The 15,110-nt window shown below is 73.1% G+C and carries 13 protein-coding genes; 5 read left to right on the top strand and 8 right to left on the bottom strand.

What is annotated here, in order from left to right; all coding sequences use genetic code 11:
* Positions 1-4 precede the first annotated feature (4 nt).
* Positions 5-1,414, top strand: coding sequence for a dihydrolipoamide acetyltransferase family protein (locus tag ACFQQL_RS00535; protein WP_382390167.1), 1,410 nt, complete (start codon positions 5-7; stop codon positions 1,412-1,414).
* A gap of 24 nt (positions 1,415-1,438) precedes the next feature.
* On the opposite strand, the gene ACFQQL_RS00530 is transcribed toward ACFQQL_RS00535, so the two are convergent.
* Complete coding sequence (locus ACFQQL_RS00530) at positions 1,439-4,207, bottom strand: AfsR/SARP family transcriptional regulator (protein WP_382390165.1); 2,769 nt, start codon at positions 4,205-4,207, stop codon at positions 1,439-1,441.
* A 219-nt stretch (positions 4,208-4,426) separates the two neighbouring features.
* On the opposite strand from ACFQQL_RS00530, the gene ACFQQL_RS00525 reads away from it, so the two are divergent.
* Entirely contained in the window at positions 4,427-5,053 is a 627-nt protein-coding gene (locus ACFQQL_RS00525) for a LysE family translocator (RefSeq protein WP_382390163.1), read from the top strand.
* A gap of 89 nt (positions 5,054-5,142) precedes the next feature.
* Here the strand turns inward: ACFQQL_RS00525 and ACFQQL_RS00520 are convergent, their stop codons facing one another.
* Genes ACFQQL_RS00520 through ACFQQL_RS00510 form a run of 3 tightly spaced genes read right to left on the bottom strand, consistent with a single transcriptional unit; the run spans position 5,143 to position 7,771 of the window.
* Positions 5,143-6,171: an NAD(P)/FAD-dependent oxidoreductase gene (locus ACFQQL_RS00520; RefSeq protein WP_382390161.1), complete on the bottom strand. Its 1,029-nt coding sequence runs from the start codon at positions 6,169-6,171 to the stop codon at positions 5,143-5,145.
* Entirely contained in the window at positions 6,168-6,707 is a 540-nt protein-coding gene (locus ACFQQL_RS00515) for an isoprenylcysteine carboxyl methyltransferase family protein (RefSeq protein ID WP_382390159.1), read from the bottom strand. The genes ACFQQL_RS00520 and ACFQQL_RS00515 overlap by 4 nt, the downstream gene beginning before the upstream one ends.
* A complete protein-coding gene (locus ACFQQL_RS00510) occupies positions 6,704-7,771 on the bottom strand; it encodes a type III polyketide synthase (protein WP_382390157.1) in 1,068 nt (355 codons plus the stop codon). Before ACFQQL_RS00510 ends, ACFQQL_RS00515 begins: the two co-directional genes overlap by 4 nt.
* Before the next feature lie 41 nt (positions 7,772-7,812).
* Here ACFQQL_RS00510 and ACFQQL_RS00505 point away from each other — a divergent pair, with 41 nt between their 5' ends.
* Positions 7,813-8,619 carry a UbiA family prenyltransferase gene (locus ACFQQL_RS00505; protein ID WP_382390155.1) on the top strand — a complete coding sequence of 269 codons (807 nt, stop codon included), beginning with the start codon at positions 7,813-7,815 and terminating at the stop codon, positions 8,617-8,619.
* Between the two features lie 131 nt (positions 8,620-8,750).
* Here the strand turns inward: ACFQQL_RS00505 and ACFQQL_RS00500 are convergent, their stop codons facing one another.
* Complete coding sequence (locus tag ACFQQL_RS00500) at positions 8,751-8,948, bottom strand: hypothetical protein (RefSeq protein ID WP_382390153.1); 198 nt, start codon at positions 8,946-8,948, stop codon at positions 8,751-8,753.
* Between the two features lie 286 nt (positions 8,949-9,234).
* Positions 9,235-10,218 carry a helix-turn-helix domain-containing protein gene (locus ACFQQL_RS00495; protein WP_382390151.1) on the bottom strand — a complete coding sequence of 328 codons (984 nt, stop codon included), beginning with the start codon at positions 10,216-10,218 and terminating at the stop codon, positions 9,235-9,237.
* Between the two features lie 140 nt (positions 10,219-10,358).
* Between ACFQQL_RS00495 and ACFQQL_RS00490 the strand changes: the two genes are divergently transcribed.
* The gene (locus ACFQQL_RS00490; RefSeq protein ID WP_382390149.1) at positions 10,359-10,487 is read left to right on the top strand and encodes a hypothetical protein; all 129 of its coding nucleotides are present in this window, start codon (positions 10,359-10,361) and stop codon (positions 10,485-10,487) included.
* 2 nt (positions 10,488-10,489) lie between these two features.
* Here the strand turns inward: ACFQQL_RS00490 and ACFQQL_RS00485 are convergent, their stop codons facing one another.
* Positions 10,490-12,604: a S9 family peptidase gene (locus ACFQQL_RS00485; protein ID WP_382390147.1), complete on the bottom strand. Its 2,115-nt coding sequence runs from the start codon at positions 12,602-12,604 to the stop codon at positions 10,490-10,492.
* Between the two features lie 49 nt (positions 12,605-12,653).
* Here ACFQQL_RS00485 and ACFQQL_RS00480 point away from each other — a divergent pair, with 49 nt between their 5' ends.
* On the top strand, positions 12,654-13,478 hold the full coding sequence (locus tag ACFQQL_RS00480; RefSeq protein WP_382390145.1) for an N-acetylmuramoyl-L-alanine amidase: 825 nt from the start codon (positions 12,654-12,656) through the stop codon (positions 13,476-13,478).
* A 7-nt stretch (positions 13,479-13,485) separates the two neighbouring features.
* Here ACFQQL_RS00480 and ACFQQL_RS00475 read toward each other — a convergent pair whose 3' ends face one another.
* Positions 13,486-15,045 carry a variant leucine-rich repeat-containing protein gene (locus ACFQQL_RS00475; RefSeq protein WP_382390143.1) on the bottom strand — a complete coding sequence of 520 codons (1,560 nt, stop codon included), beginning with the start codon at positions 15,043-15,045 and terminating at the stop codon, positions 13,486-13,488.
* Between the last annotated feature and the right edge of the window lie 65 nt (positions 15,046-15,110).

The following is a 15,110-nucleotide window of genomic DNA, read 5'->3' as shown; positions in this document are numbered from 1 at the left end:
ACACGTGCCGAGCTACCAGCAGTTCCGGCTCCCGGACGTCGGGGAGGGCCTGACCGAGGCCGACATCGTCACCTGGGCCGTCGCCGTCGGCGACACCGTGGCCGCCAACCAGCAGCTCTGCGAGATCGAGACGGCCAAGTCCGTCGTCGAGCTGCCTAGCCCGTACGCGGGGCGCGTCCATGAGCTCCTCGCCGAGGAGGGGACCACGGTCCAGGTCGGCGACCCGATCGTGGTCATCGACGTCGACCCCGGCGGTCCGGAGACCTCGTCCGACGGCGGAGGCGCCGCCACCGCGGCCGCGGAGAACGGCCAGGGCGCGAGCGACGGCGAGGGGACCGCGCAGCCGAACGGCAGCCAGCACGACGACGCGGACTCCTCCGGTTCCGTGCTGGTCGGTTACGGCACTCGTGCGGCGAGCCCGCGCCGTCGGCCCCGCCGCACGGCGACGCCCGAGCCGCAGACCGCGCCACCCGCCACGACGCCGTCGCCCGCGAGCACGGCTGAGCACGGGGATCTCCGCGTGCTCGCCAAGCCGCCGGTACGGCGCCTCGCCAAGGACGTCGGCGTCGACCTGACCACCGTCACTGGCTCCGGACCCGGCGGGATCATCACCCGGGAGGACGTCCTCGCGCAGCAGGAGCGCACCGAGGTGCAGCCGCTGGCGACGTACCCGGGCGAGCCGTGGCTGGAGGGCGGCACCGTCTCGCCCGACGGACGGCGCACGACCGTCCCGGCGAAGTCGGTGCGGCGGCGCACCGCGGAGGCCATGGTGTCCTCCGCGTTCACCGCACCCCACGTGACGGTCTTCCACACCGTGGACGTCACCCGCACCATGAAGCTGGTCGAGCGGCTCCGGCAGGACAAGGAGTTCGCCGACGTGCGGGTGACCCCGCTGCTGATCGTCATGAAGGCGTTCATCCACGCGGTGCGCCGCAACCCCGAGGTCAACGCCTCCTGGGACGACGCACGCCAGGAGATCGTCTACAAGCACTACATGAACCTCGGCATCGCCGCGCAGACGCCCCGCGGCCTGCTCGTGCCGAACATCAAGAACGCGAACCGGATGACGCTGCACGAGCTCGCCGTCGCGCTCGGTGAGCTGACCGCGCGTGCCCGCGCCGGGAAGACCGCCCCGGAGGAGATGACCGACGGGACGGTCTCGATCACCAACGTCGGCGTCTTCGGCATCGACACCGGCACCCCGATCCTCAATCCCGGGGAGTCGGTGATCCTGGCCTTCGGCGCCGTCCGCCAGCAGCCCTGGGTCCACAAGGGCACGGTCAAGCCCCGCTGGGTCACGCAGCTGGCGCTGTCGATGGACCACCGCCTGGTCGACGGGGCTCTCGGCGCACAGGTGCTGGCCGACGTCGCCAAGGTGCTCGAGGATCCCTCGCAGGTCCTCGTCTGGAGCTGAGCCTCACGACCGCACGAATCTGTTCTACCGAGGTCCCGGCCCGGCCGGCACTGGCGGGTCCGGCTGGTCCGCCAGCTCCTCCAGCAGCGCCCGCACCTGATCCACGCTCGTGGAGCGGCCGGTCGCCCGGATCTCCTCCAGCAGGTCCAGCGACTCGGTCCAGGCGGCACGGGCGGCCTCGGGCCGGCCGGCCGTGAGCTCGGCCTTGCCGACCTCCCGGAGCTGGTTGGCCTCGTTGAGGCGGTCGCCCGCGTGGTGGTAGAGCTCGACCGCCTCCCGGAACGACCGGCAGGCCGCCTCGGCGTCGCCACGCGCGAGCTGGGCGGTGCCCAGCGCGTCGAGACCGCCGGCCTCGTGGAGCGCGTGCCGCTCGGAGCGGGCGACGTCAAGAAGCTCCTGCGCCAGGTCCATCGCACGGTCGTAGTTCCCCAGCCGGCAGTGGTTGGCGGTGAGGTTGCGAAGTGTGCCGCACGTGTCCAACGCCGGGACGTGGAGCTGCCGCATCTCGGCCAGCAGCTCCTCGAGGTAGGCGACGCCGCCCGGGGTGTCCGTGCGGCAGAGCAGCGCGCCGATGTTGTTCTTGGTCCGGTGGAGACCGTCGAGGTCGCCCGACCTGGTGTAGGCCTCGGCCGCCTCGTCGAAGCACCGCCGTGCGTCGTCGTTGTGGTCCTCGCCCTGCTGGGCCCATGCGATGCCGAGGTTGTTCGCCGCGCCGCCGATGTGCTGGGGATCCCCGAGCGTGCGGGCGCTGGCGAGCGCGAGGCGGCACAACCTGAGCTGGTCGTCGCCGGCCCCGATGAGGATGAGGTACCAGCCGAGGCGGGGGACGAGCCTGCACACGGTGCGGTGGTCATCCGCCTCGAACGCCTGGTCGATGACGGCCGTGAGCGCGGAGCGGTGCCCGGCGAACCAGGCGATGGCATCGTTCTCGGTCCCGAACGCCTCGGGCTCGGTCCCGGCGGCGAGCGGGCCTGCCTCGATGGCGGTCGGATAGCGCCACAACCGCAGGCAGGCGGCCTCGGCCGAGTGGGCGAACCAGGAGTGCAGCCGGTCCCGTGCCGCGGCACGCTCGACCGGGCCGTCCTCGCGGTGCACGAGCTCGATCGCGTAGAGCCGCAACAGGTCGTGGATCGCGAAGGTTCCGGCCCGGACCAGCCGGAGCAGGTTGCTCTCGGTGAGCCGGTCCATGGCGCGGTCGGCGGCCTGACGATCGAGACCTGCAAGCGCCGACACGGCGCCGGTGCTGACCACGCCCTCCGGGTAGAGGCCGATCACCCGGAGCGCGCGTGTGGCGTCCGGGTCGAGGTAGCGGTAGCTCGCGTCGAACAGGCTGCGAAGGTCTGTGAGGGGGTCCTCGCTGCTGCCGAGCGCGTCCAGCCGGCGGCGCCGGTCCGCCAGCTCGGTGACGAACGCGTCGAGATCCGGCGCGCGACCGGCCCGTTCGCCGGCGATGGCCAGCGCGAGGGGCAGATGGCCGCAGTGCTCCGCGAGACTTGCGAGCAGCGACTCGCTCGTCGTCGGCGTCGTCCCCGGTCCTGGTTGGGCGGCGTCCGTGCGCCGACGGATGAGCCGCACCGCGTCGTCGGGCGTCATCGGCCCGACCGCCACCCGGGCCGCGCCGTCGATCACGGCGAGGCTGCGGAGCTCGTTGCGGGACGTGACCACCACCAGGCTGGGACCGCTGGGCAGCAGCGGCCGCACCTGTCCGGCGTCATGGGCGTCGTCGAGCACGAGCAGCATGCGGCGGTCCGCCAGCTCGGTCCGTAGCAGCGCCGACCTGGCCTCGACGGCGTCCGGGATCCGGTTCCCGGGAACGCCCACGGCGCGCAGCAGCAGGTCCAGGGCGGTGTGTGCGGGCACCGGCGGGTCGCGGTCGAAGCCGCGCAGATGGAGGAACAGCTGGCCGTCCGGGAAGGCCTCGGTGACGCGGTGGCCCCAGTGGACGAGCAGCGACGTCTTGCCGCTGCCGGCCGGGCCGTGGACGACCGCCAGCCTCGCGCCGCTACCGGGAACGTCGTCGCGGCAGACGAGGGCGTCGAGGGCGGCGAGCTCGGCGTCCCGCCCGACGAAGTGGGGGAGGTCGGCCGGGAGTGTTCGCGGCACCCTCGCCGGTGTCGCTGCGGGTGCTGTGCCGCGCAGCAGGTCGAGATGGAGGGCCTGGAGCTCGGGCGCCGGATCCGCGCCGAGCTCGTCGGCGAGACGGACCCGCAGCTCGCCGTAGGCCGCGAGCGCCTCGGCCGTGCGGCCCTCCACGCGCAGCGACCGGAGCAGCCGGAGCCAGAGGCTCTCGCGCAGCGGGTGGGTGTCCGTGAGTGCACGGAGCTCGGCCACGATCCCGTCGGTGTCACCCGCCGCAAGGTCGAGATCGACCCGACGCTCCACCGCACGGAGGTAGCTGTCGACGAGCTGGGGCGCGGCGGAATGGGTCAGCCACGCAGAGAGGTCCTCTCCGAACGGTTCGCCGGACCACAGCGCCACTGCCTCCTGCAGCAGCGTCCGCTCGCGCCGCGGATCGTCCGTGGCGCGGGCCGCCGCACACCGGTCGGCGAACGCCAGGGCGTCGATGCGGTGCCTGTCTAGCGTGAGGCGGTATCCCGTGGGGTCGAACCGGACGAGGTCGGACCCCAGCACGGCCCGCAGTCGCCAGATGTGAGTCTGCAGGGCCGCCCGCACCCGGTCTGGAGCTCGTTCTCCCCAGACTCGCATCGCGAGCGTCTCGACCGAGACGGCATGCCCGGCGGCAAGGGCCAGGACGGCGAGGAGCGCCCGCGAGCGAGACCCGGCAAGAGGCACGGCGGAACCTGCCCGGTCCACCTCGACAGCACCGAGCAACCGAATCTCAGGAAGCAACATCGTTTCCCCCGGCCACGGGTGCCCCTCGGACGCCAGCACGGCACGCCTGCCCAGCCTAGCCGTCTGTGAGTGGCCTGTGAGTGCGACGTGAGCCGGTCTTCCTAGCGTTCCGGTCTGCCCGCTTCCGGGCTGTCACACCGGGTCCCTCAGGAGCTCCTCATGCCCACCTCGTCGGTGCTGCTCGCGTTCGTCGTCGCCAGTGCGGCGATGGTGGCGATCCCGGGACCTTCGGTGGTGTACGTCGTGACGCGCGGCGTCGAGCAGGGACGAGGCGCGGCGATCCTCTCGATGATCGGCCTCGAGCTCGGCGCCCTGGTCCATCTGCTGGCGACGGCGGCGGGCCTGGCCGCCCTCCTCGAGCAGTGGCCGGAGGCGATCGTGGCGTTGCGGTGGGCAGGTGCGGGCTACCTCCTCTGGCTGGGCGTGCGCCAGCTACGTGGCACGCGCGCCGCCGGGACGGGCGTCAGTCCGGTGCGGGTGCACGCGAGCCGGTGGCACCTGGTCCGTGACGGCATGCTCATCGATCTGCTCAACCCGGGCACGGCCCTGTTCTTCCTCGCCTTCCTTCCGCAGTTCGTCGACCCGGCCCGCGGATCCGCCACGGGGCAGATCGTCCTGCTCGGCCTGTGCTTCCTCGCGCTGGCCGCCGCCAACGACACCGTGTACGCCCTCGCGTCCGGGAGCCTCGGGGCACGCCTGACCAGGCTGCGACCTGCCGGCCGGTGGATGGGTGGCATCACCGGCGGGGTGTACGTCGCGCTCGCCGGGGTGGCGCTCGTCGTGTAGGGCCTGGACGCGCGGTCCGGCGGTCGTACGAGGTGGGCAGGCTGCCCACGCCGTGCTCGCCGCGGTTTCCGTCGCGGAGGCGCCGTGCATCACCGGCCGATCTGGTGCACCGTCGCGGCGAAGACACCGGGGAGCGCCCTGGCTACGGGCACGAGGCTCCGCCGCACGGGCGGCACGGCGGACGCGGCGAGCAGGGCCCGGGTCAGCAGGCGGTGCCGGCGGACGATCCCGCGCCAGGCCGCACCGTAGTCGGAGGGCCGCCCCGCGACGATCGCGGCGACGGCCGCCTCGGCCTGGGCGAGCGCCAACGAGATGCCCTCGCCGGTCAGGGCGTCGAGGTACCCGCTCGCGTCACCGACGAGCAGTACCCGGCCGGCCACGCGCCGGGTGCTGGTCCGCCGCAACGGGCCGGCGCCGCGGACCGCGGAGGCGACCGGGGCGTCGCCGACCCGGTCCAGCAGCGCCGGGAACGCCGCGAGCTGCTCCTCGTACGGCAGCCGGTCGGCCGTCAGCACCGCGATCCCGACCTCCTCCGGACCCACCGGCGTCACGTACGCCTCCGCCCGCGGTGCCCAGTGCACCTCGACCAGGTCGCTCCACGGCGCCACCCGCACGTGCCGGCGCAGGCCGTACCGGCGCGGTCCGCGGACCGGCGCGTCCAGGCCGAGCCGGCGGCGCAGTGGCGAGTGCAGCCCGTCGGCGACCACCATGTACCGGGCGGGTGTGCCGTCGGCGAGGACGTCGTGCTCGCGCGGCACGAGCTCGGTCACGGACCGCGGTTCCACCGGGACGCCGGCCGCGTCGACGGCCTCGCGCAGTGCGGCGTGCAGCACGGTGCGGCGGACCCCGCGGCCCGGGTCGGCGCGGAAGGTCGCCTCGGCACAGCGCGCCGCGTCGCCGGCGGCGACGTAGCGGATGCCGCGCAGCACGTGACCGTCCGGCCGGACGCCGAGGCGTTCGAGCCGGTCGACCGCGGACGGCATGAGCCCCTCGCCGCAGGCCTTGTCGATCGGGGCTGGTCGGGGCTCGCGCACCACCACCGACAGTCCGGCCCGGGCGGCGTGCAGCGCCGTCGCGAGGCCCCCGGGCCCGCCGCCGGCGACGAGGAGGTCGATCACGGGGCAGCCCCGGGCGGACCGGCTGCCGCCTCGAGCGCGCGGTTCTCCGCGCGGATCCGAACCACCATGAGGAACGCGTTCGCGACCGTGAACACGGCGGCGGTGATCCAGGCAGCGTGGACCAGTGGCAGCGCGAACCCCTCGATCACCACGGCAACGTAGTTCGGGTGGCGGATCCACCGGTACGGGCCCGAGGCGACCAGCGGCATCCCGGGCACGACGATGACCCGGGTGTTCCACCGTGGCCCGAGGGTGGCGATGCACCACCAGCGCAGCGCCTGCGCGCCGAGCGCCAGCGCCAGCATCGGCGCCGCGAGCTCCACCGGGACGTCCGGGCGCCGCAGCCACACCTCGGTCAGCGCGCCGAGCAGCAGGCCGGTGTGCAGGACGACCATGACCGGGTAGTGGCCGGCGCCGGACTCCACGCCGCCGCGTGCCAGGCTCCAGGCGGCATTCCGGCGGGAGACCCGCAGCTCGGCGAGGCGCTCGCCGCCGACGGCGAGCACCAGGACGGTGAAGAGGAGCTCGCCGGTCATGCCCGCAGCAGCACCATCTCGAGGCCGAAGCCCGGCCCCATCGCCAGCACCACCCCGAGCGACCCTGCCCGCGGCGGGCGTCGGTCGAGCGTCGTGCGCAGGATGTGCAGGACCGAGACCGAGGAGAGGTTCCCGGCGGTGCGCAGCGACTCGGTGGTCAGCGCCAGGTCGTCGGCCTCGAGGCCGAGGGTGGCCACCATCGCGTCGATCACCTTGGGGCCGCCCGGGTGGCACACCCACCAGCCGACGTCCTCCAGGGTGAGGTCGTGCCGCGCGAGGAAGTCGGCGACGTCGCGGCCCACGTGCGAACGGACCAGCTCCGGCACCTCGACGCCGAGGACGATCCGCAGCCCCGAGCTGCGAACGTCCCACCCCATGGTGGCCTCGGTGCCCGGGTAGGTCCGGCTCCCGCCCGCGACGACGGTCGGCCCGCTGCTCGCTGCGGCGGCCGCCGGATGCTCCGCCCCGACCGCGACCACGGCGGCGGCGCCGTCGCCGAAGAGGCCGGAGGCCACGAGGTTGGCGGTCGAGGGGTCGTCGCGTTGGACGGTGAGCGAGCACAGCTCGACGGCGACCAGCACCGCGACCCCGTCCGGCCGGCCCCTCAGGAGGTCGTGCAACCGGGCGAGGCCCGCGGCTCCCGCCATGCAGCCCAGTCCCATCATGGGGAGACGGACCAGGTCCTCCCGCATGCCGAGGCGCGCCGCGATGCGTGACTCGAGCGACGGCACCGCGAGGCCGGTGACGGTCGTGGAGACCACGACGTCGACCTCCTGCGGCGTCAGGCCGGCTCGTTGCAGGGCGCCGGTGACGGCGTTGGTGCCGAGCTCGGTTGCCGCGGCGATGAACGCGTTGTTGGCGGCCCCGAAGTCCGTCAGCGTGGCGTACCGCTCGAGGGGTAGGGCGAGATGACGCGCATCCACGCCGGCGTTCGCATGGATCTTGTGCATGACCGCCGCGTTCCGGGCGTCCAGACCGATGAGGTCGACGAGGGCGTCCGCGATGACCCCCTGGTCGTACCGGTGCTCCGGGAGCGTGGCCTCCACGCCGAGGAGGTGGGTCATCCATCGAGCGTACGGTCGCCGCGCTCCCTACGCTCTTTGATGTGCCCGCCACCGTCGGTGCGCTCGCGCGTGCCTGCCATCCCGCGCCGACCGCGGCCGTGACCGCGCTCGCCGCGCTGGTGTCCGTGGCGGCCGGGCACGGGCCGGGCGGGGTGGTGACGGTGACGGTTGCCGTGCTCCTCGGACAGCTGTCGATCGGCTGGTCCAACGACCTGCTGGACGCCGACCGCGACCGCCGCGTGGGCCGATCGGACAAGCCCGTGGCGACGGGTGAGCTGACGGTGGCGGTGCTGCGTGCCGCCCTGATCGTGGCCGCGGTGCTGTGCGTGGTGACCTCCGCGGCGCTCGGTCTTGCGGCCGGAGTGGTGCATGTGCTGCTGCTGGTCGGGTCGGGCTGGGCCTACAACCTGGTGCTCAAGCGCACCGTGCTGTCCTGGCTGCCGTATGTGGTGGCGTTCGGGGCACTGCCCGCGGTCGCCTGGCTCGCCCTCGACCCGCCGACGGCGCCGCCGGGCTGGACGGTGGCCGTGGGGAGCCTGCTCGGCCTGGGCGCCCACCTGGTCAACGTCCTGCCGGACCTCGAGGACGACGCCGCCACCGGCATCCGCGGGCTGCCGCACCGATTGGGCGCCCGGGCGAGCGCGGTGCTCGCCGTCGCCGTCCTGACGGCGGGTTCCGCCGTCGCTGTGCTCGGGCCGGGAGGGCCGGTGCCGGTGTGGGCGTGGGTGGTGCTCGCCGGCGTGGTGGCGCTCGCGGTCGCCGGGCTGGTTCGGGCCGGTCGGGCGCCGTTCCGTGCGGCGCTGGTGATCGCCGTCGTGAACGTGGTGGTGCTGCTCGTCCGGGCGTGAGGCACGTCGGTGGGCTGACATTGGGGGGATCCCGACTTGGCATCTTTGCGAGCGGATTCCCTAAGAGACGCTGCCGCCACGCGACTCCAGCCGGCCTGTGTCCTCGCGCCCTCGGTGCCCGCCGTCAGCCGCTAATTGGCCTTGTCTCTCGATCGCGACGCTCGTCGTGAACGAAGCGCGGCGAAGAGCGCGACGACGCAGGCCGCGAGCGCAACCAGCCAACACGTCGCCGCGAACCCAGGAGGAACGACCTGGGATGCCGAGATGAATGCGGCGGCCAGGAAGGTTGCAATGATCGCGGCCCTCTGAAGTGCCTTGACGTTGCTCATCTTGTGTGTCCCTATCCCTTGGGCTTCGAGGGGAACGTTGCGGTCAAGGCAGCATCCCACCACCTCAGGAGTCTCCCACTCAGAGCCACGAGGCACCCAACACGCAGCACCAGCGCTTTCGTCGTTGACTGAACGGTCCGGTCCATACGTCGGAGTTCCACCGACATCGAGCCCGACTCGTCGTATCGCCGCCCTCGACTGTGCGTTACCGACGCTGTCGGTACCCGGTCCGCGCTACCTCTGGGCCGTCGACAGCCCGCCGGCGGGATCGAGCATCATCTCGGACTCAGTCCAACCAACCGCGCTTGACCGCCTGTACGCCGAGCTCGAACCGGCTGGAGGCCTCGGCCCGGGCGCTGAGCGAGTTCGTCAGCCGGCGCACGGTGCGGATGGAGATGCCGAGCGTGCGGGCTATCGACTCGTCCTTGTCGCCGCGCGCCATGAGACGGAGGAGGTCCCGCTCGTCGGGTTTGAGCGCGTCATCATCGGAGTCCTCCGCGCCAAGCTCTTCGCCGGTTGCCCAGAGAAGATCGAAGTAGGAGTGCAGTGCCATCACTGCGCCCGGAGTATTGAGCACGATGGCGCCCTGGCGTGGTGCGCGCGGATCCGAACGGAACAGAGCAACTTCGCGGTCGTAGATGACGACCCGGTTCGGGACATCGAGCGCCGTGCGGACCAGCCCTCCGTGTCGGCGGAACCAACGCGCGAACTCCACGGCATCCGGGTCCTGGCGAGCGCTCGTTCGGTAGATCGCACGAACGGAGACGCCCCTGTCCAGCAGTTCACCGTCATCTACACGTGCCTGGTCGAGTCCATGCTTGGACGGCATCACGGGCACGATGGAGTCGACCGAGACGTTGGCCGACCTTGCAAGGTCGCGCATGCGCCCGACGATCTCGTCGAGGCCGACAAGACGTTCGAACTCACCGAAGGTCGTTGCGCGAGGGTTGGTTCTGTTGAGGTCTTCGATCAGCTCAGCGGCCTTGGTGCGCCAGCCACTCAGCTCCTCCTGCGCACGGTGGAGCTCGCGCTCGTGATCGCCGAGAAGTCTCTCGAACGCAAGCTGGGGTGGCTCGGCGCGGTACTTGTCGGCTACGGCGTGCGACCGGCGCACGAAGCCACGCTCTTCGAGCATGGCAAGCGATCTCGCGATTGCCTCCACGTTCGCAGCTACTCGGGTTGCGATTGTCTCGGTGGTCGCATCGGGATCGTCGATGAGGACTCGGTAGACCGCGATGTCGAGGTGGCCGACTCCCAGAGTCTCGAACATCGCTCCTCAACCTGGTGGTGTTAGCTCACGACCTGGTCCGGGCCGGCACCGCTGCGGACGACTGGGTGCATGTGCCAGGTCGCGGGTAGCGTTACCGTTGCGGACGTCGAGGCAGTATAGAAGCGAAGGCGGGCAGGACGATGATCGAACGAACTCTGGTGGGTGCGCTGTTGGTACTGGCTGTTTTCGGGGTGGTCCCCTCGACCGAGGCCGCCCCGGAGGTCAGCCCGCTGTGCGTGTCCTGTGACGCGGAGCCGACCGAGAACTGAGCTCACCCCAGCAGCGGTAGCTCGGGCGGCTCCTCACCCAGCACGTGCTCGGCCAGGTACCCCAGCACCACCTGGTACCAGACCTTGGCGTGCTGCGGCGTGAGGATCCAGTGGTTCTCGTCCGGGAAGTACAGGAACCGGTGCGGCGTCGAGCCGTCCTCGGCCTGCGGCAGGCCTGACTTCGCCAGCAGCTCGAACCAGAGCCGCAGGCCCTCGCCGATCGGGACGCGGTAGTCCTTGTCGCCGTGGATCACCAGCATCGGCGTGCGGATCTCCTCGACGAACCGGTGCGGTGAGTTGGCCTCCTGCCTCTCGGGGCCCATCTCGCGCGACCAGTAGAACGCCGCGTCCGTGGTCGGGCCGAAGCCGTCGAGCGCCCACAGGCTGGCGTGGGTGACGATCGCCTTGAACCGGTCGGTGTGGCCCGCCACCCAGTTCGCCATGTAGCCGCCGAACGAGCCACCCATCGCGGCGGTTCGCGTCTCGTCGATGTCCTCGCGGGCCACGACCGCGTCGGTGGCGGCCATGAGGTCGGTGTACGGCTCCGCACCCCACCGGCCCCAGCCGCGGGCGATCATCTCCTGGCCGTACCCGGTGGAGAGCGCCGGGTCCGGCAGCAGCACCGCATATCCCTGCGCCACCATCAGCCACGGGCACCACCGCCAGCTCCACGAGTTCCACGAGCTGACCGGCCCACCGTGGATCCACAGCAGGAGCGGCGCGGGCGCTTCCGCGGAAGCGCCGTCGGGCAGGGCGAGCCAGGACCGCACCCGGGTGCCGTCCTGCACCGTCGTCTCGACCTCGGTCAGCGTGCCGGGAAGCTGCGGCCGCTCCGCGGGCCCACGCAGCGAGGTGACCGTCCCGCTCGCCAGGTCGAGGCGCACCACCTCGGCCGGATGCTCGTACGAGGCACGCAACGCGAACGCCGCCGTCCCGTCCGGGCTCACCACCAGGCTCGAGTGCGCGCCGTCGTCGGTCAGGCGCCGCACGCCGCCGTCCGCGACCTCCACGCGGAAGACCGGCGCCCGGCCGTCCTCGTCCGCGATCACCAGCAGGCCGCTGCCGTCCGGCAGCCAGGCTGCCTCGCCCGGCCAACGGTCCCAACCCTCCGTGAGCGGGCGGCTGCTCCCGGACGCCAGGTCCAGCAGCCACAGCGACGGGCGCGGCGGTCGCTCGCGCGACGAGCGCTCGCGCCGCACGTACGCCACCGCGGTGCCGTCCGGGCTCACCAGCGGCGAGCCGAACTCGTACTCGTGGTCCGCGGCCAGCAGCGTGGTGCGCTCGCCCGTGGCGACGTCGATCCGCACCAGGTCCGACCGCACGCTCGCGCGGCCCTCGGGCACGCGCCACTCCGAGACCACGAACGACCCGTCCGGGGCGACGTCGTGCCCCGCCCGGACGAGATGGGTGCCGGCGTCCGGGGTCAGGTCCCGCAGCTCCAGCGGCTCGTCCGTCGCGGCCGCGCTCGGCGTCCCGGCGAGCCTGCCGTCCAGGTCGCACGCGTACAGCCGCGGCGCCGCCGGGCCGAGGTCGTGGTCCCAGTACCGCACCGGGTACCCGGTGTGCAGGATCGCCGCGACCTTCTTCTCCTTGCGCTCCTTGCGGAGCCGCTCCTCGGTCCGAAGGTCCGCCGCGGACGGCATCGCCGAGGCCTGCACCAGGACCGACCCGGCGGTCCGACCCACCGCCACCGCCTCGACGCCGCCGGGATGTCTGGCCAGCACCCGCGCCTCACCGCCCGCCGCGGGCAGCACCCACAGTGCGGGCTTCTCGTCGGTGTCCTTGCCGGTGCCACCGTCCGGCCGCGTCGCGACGAACAGCAGGTCGCCCTCCGCGGTGAACCGCGCCTGCGACTCGCCCTTCGCGCCACGCGTCAGGCGGCGCGCGGGCACACCACCACCGGGATCCACCTCCCACAGCGCCGTCACGTACGCCGTGGCGTCGTCGTTGAGGGTGCTGACGCCCGCCACCAGGCGTGTGCCGTCCGGCGAGAGCGCCAGGCCCGCGAGGCGGGGGAGCGCCACGTAGGCGTCGAGGTCATGGAACGGGGTCGGGGGAACGGCGTGCTCGGCCGCGGTGCCGCGCACCTGCTCGGAGGTCTGGGTCACGTGCGACATCTCACCACGCTGCCGGAGGCGACGGCGAACGGGTGTCAGGATGGGAGCCGTGCCGACGCCTCCAGCCCGCCTCCTCCTGCTGCTCGGGCTCGTCCTCGGCGTCCTTGCTGCCGCCGTCGGCCTGCGGATCGGCTCCGCCCCGCTCGCCGAGCCGTCCCCGAGCCCGGAGCCGACGAGCGCCTCACCGTCCCCGAGCCCCTCCGCGCCGCCGCCGTTGGAAGGCCTGCACGTGGTGCTCGACCCGGGGCACAACGGCGGAAACGGGCAGGCCCCCGCCGAGATCAACGCGCAGGTCGAGGACGGGCGAGGCGGCTGGAAGGCGTGCAACACCGTGGGCACGTCCACGCTCTCGGGCTACCCGGAGCACGCCTTCACCTGGGACGTCGCGCAGCGGACTCGCGAGCTCCTCGAGGAGGACGGTGCCACCATCACCCTCACTCGGAGCGGTGACGACGGGGTCGGCCCGTGCATCGACGAACGCGGCCGTGCGGTCCAGCGGGCCGACGCCGACGCGATGGTCTCGATCCACGCCAACGGCTCGGAGGACCCGTCCGTCCGCGGCTACTTCGCGATCGTCGCCGCCCCGCCGCTGCACGACGCGCAGGGAGGTCCTTCCCGCCGGCTCGCGGAGGACCTGCTCGGGGCCCTCGACGACGGGGACTTCACGCCGTCGACCTGGGTCCCCGGTGCGCTGAGCGAGCGTCCGGACCTGGCCACCCTGAACTGGGCGCGACGGCCCGCGGTGATGCTCGAGCTGGCCGAGATGCGCAACCCGGAGGAGGCCGCGCTGGTCCAGAGCCGCGACGGGCGGCAGCGCTACGCCGACGCGATCGCCGCCGGCCTGCGCGCCTGGGCGGAGCGGCGCGGCGGCTGAGGCGCCGTCAGTTCTCCTCGTACCCGGCGCGGGCGACGGAGAAGCCGGTGCCGTCCAGCGTGTTCCAGCACGTCATGCCGTCCATCTCGGAGGTGCACGCGAACCAGCCGGAGACGGCCGAGTCGCCGTACTCGAGCACGTCGCTCTGCTCACCAACCGGGTTGCCACAGTCGGAGCCGAAGTTTCCGTCGATCTGGACCTGCAGCGTGGTCCCGTCGTCGCAGCCCTCGGGGGCGTCGAAGTCGTGCTCGATGATCGTGCAGCGCACACCGTCGTCACCGAGCTCGCACTGGATGTTGCCCGACGGCGACTGGAACGCCGAGACCTCGCTGGCACCGTCCGGCGCGGGCTCGGCCATGTCCACCCAGTCGGTCCCGGCGTCCTCGACCGCCTGGCTCAGTGCCTCCGGTGTGGTCTCACCGTCGGTGAGCACCCTGACGAGGGTGACGGCGTAGGCGCTGTCGCAGGAGTCCTGCAGACCCTGCAGCGTCTCGCCGACGAGTGCCGGGTCGCCCTCGTCGGCCCAGGCGCCGTCCGGGGCGGAGGCGGACGCGAACGCTGCGAAGACGCCCGCGTCACCGGCGGGGTCCTCGCAGGACGTCTCGTCGGGCAGGCCCGCGAGCTGGTCCCTGGCCGCCTCGACGTCAGCCGTCTCGGACGTCGCGTCCGTCGGCTCCTCGGTCTGCTGCTCGGTGGTGGTCTGCTCCGCTGTCGGCGGGCGCTCCGGCTCCTCGTCGCCACCGCTGAACGCGCCGGTGAACTGCAGGATCACGATGACCACCAGGACGGCGGCCACGCCCGCCAGGATGGCGAGCGGCACCCAGGATCGCCGTCGTGCGTCGTCCTCGCCGGAGGAGGCGAACACGCCACCGGCGCCTCCCGCCGCCGCGCCGTGCGCAGCCTGGGGCTGGTGCCAGGCGGGCTGCGTGGGCTGCTGCTGTGTCGGCTGCTGCGTGGGCTGGACGGGCTGCGGCTGCGTGGGCTGGACGGGCTGCGGCTGCGTGGGCTGGACGGGCTGCGGCTGGGTCGGCTGGTGGGCCGGCCCCTGAGCCGCCCACGCCCCGGCCCCGGCGGCCGCCGCCCCGGCCGCGCCCGCGTTGGTGCCTCGGCCCAGGATGGAGCGTCGCTCGACCGGCCGGTCCTCGTCTGCCCGGTCCGCGGTGCGGATCGTGCTCTCGTCCGTCTGCGCGGGTGGCATGGCCACCGCCGGCCCCACCGGCACCGCGACGGTCTCGTCCGGCTGGGCCGTCGTCGGGCGCGCCACCGTCTCGCCGTTCTCGACGCCGTCGGCGGACTGTTGCGGTGCGTCGGCCTCCGGCGGGGGCGGTGGCGGCACGACGGCCTGCTCGGCCGCGGCCCGCCGCGCCAGGGCGGCGTCGACCTCGGGCATCCCGAGCTTGCCCAGCCACTCCAGCAGTGCCGGATACGTCGAGGGGTTCTCCGCGATGGTGGCCCGCAACTCGGGATGGTGCTGCGCCAGCTGGTGAAGGGTCGCCAGCGGAGTGCCCGGATCCGCGGCCTGCGCCTCGAGGCCGCCCCCGTGCGCGCCGTCGTCCCGGCTCGTCATCCGTCACACCTCCCTGAGCCACTTCGGCTCGATCCGGGTTGACCCTACACAGCGCTCGACGCGGC

The sequence above is a fragment of the Georgenia alba genome (genome assembly GCF_042665525.1).
Classification (GTDB): Bacteria; Actinomycetota; Actinomycetes; order Actinomycetales; family Actinomycetaceae; genus Allobogoriella; species Allobogoriella alba.
The sequence above is the reverse complement of the archived record's forward strand: the minus strand, read 5'-3'. Positions and strand labels throughout refer to the sequence as shown.

Bases quoted from the DNA above. Each gene is read 5' to 3' on its own strand.
- ACFQQL_RS00525 (WP_382390163.1), top strand. From the start codon at position 4,427: ATGCCCACCTCGTCGGTGCTGCTCGCGTTCGTCGTCGCCAGTGCGGCG.
- ACFQQL_RS00515 (WP_382390159.1), bottom strand. From the start codon at position 6,707: ATGACCGGCGAGCTCCTCTTCACCGTCCTGGTGCTCGCCGTCGGCGGC.
- ACFQQL_RS00510 (WP_382390157.1), bottom strand. From the start codon at position 7,771: ATGACCCACCTCCTCGGCGTGGAGGCCACGCTCCCGGAGCACCGGTAC.
- ACFQQL_RS00500 (WP_382390153.1), bottom strand. From the start codon at position 8,948: ATGAGCAACGTCAAGGCACTTCAGAGGGCCGCGATCATTGCAACCTTC.
- ACFQQL_RS00495 (WP_382390151.1), bottom strand. From the start codon at position 10,218: ATGTTCGAGACTCTGGGAGTCGGCCACCTCGACATCGCGGTCTACCGA.
- ACFQQL_RS00490 (WP_382390149.1), top strand. From the start codon at position 10,359: ATGATCGAACGAACTCTGGTGGGTGCGCTGTTGGTACTGGCTGTTTTC.
- ACFQQL_RS00485 (WP_382390147.1), bottom strand. From the start codon at position 12,604: ATGTCGCACGTGACCCAGACCTCCGAGCAGGTGCGCGGCACCGCGGCC.
- ACFQQL_RS00475 (WP_382390143.1), bottom strand. From the start codon at position 15,045: ATGACGAGCCGGGACGACGGCGCGCACGGGGGCGGCCTCGAGGCGCAG.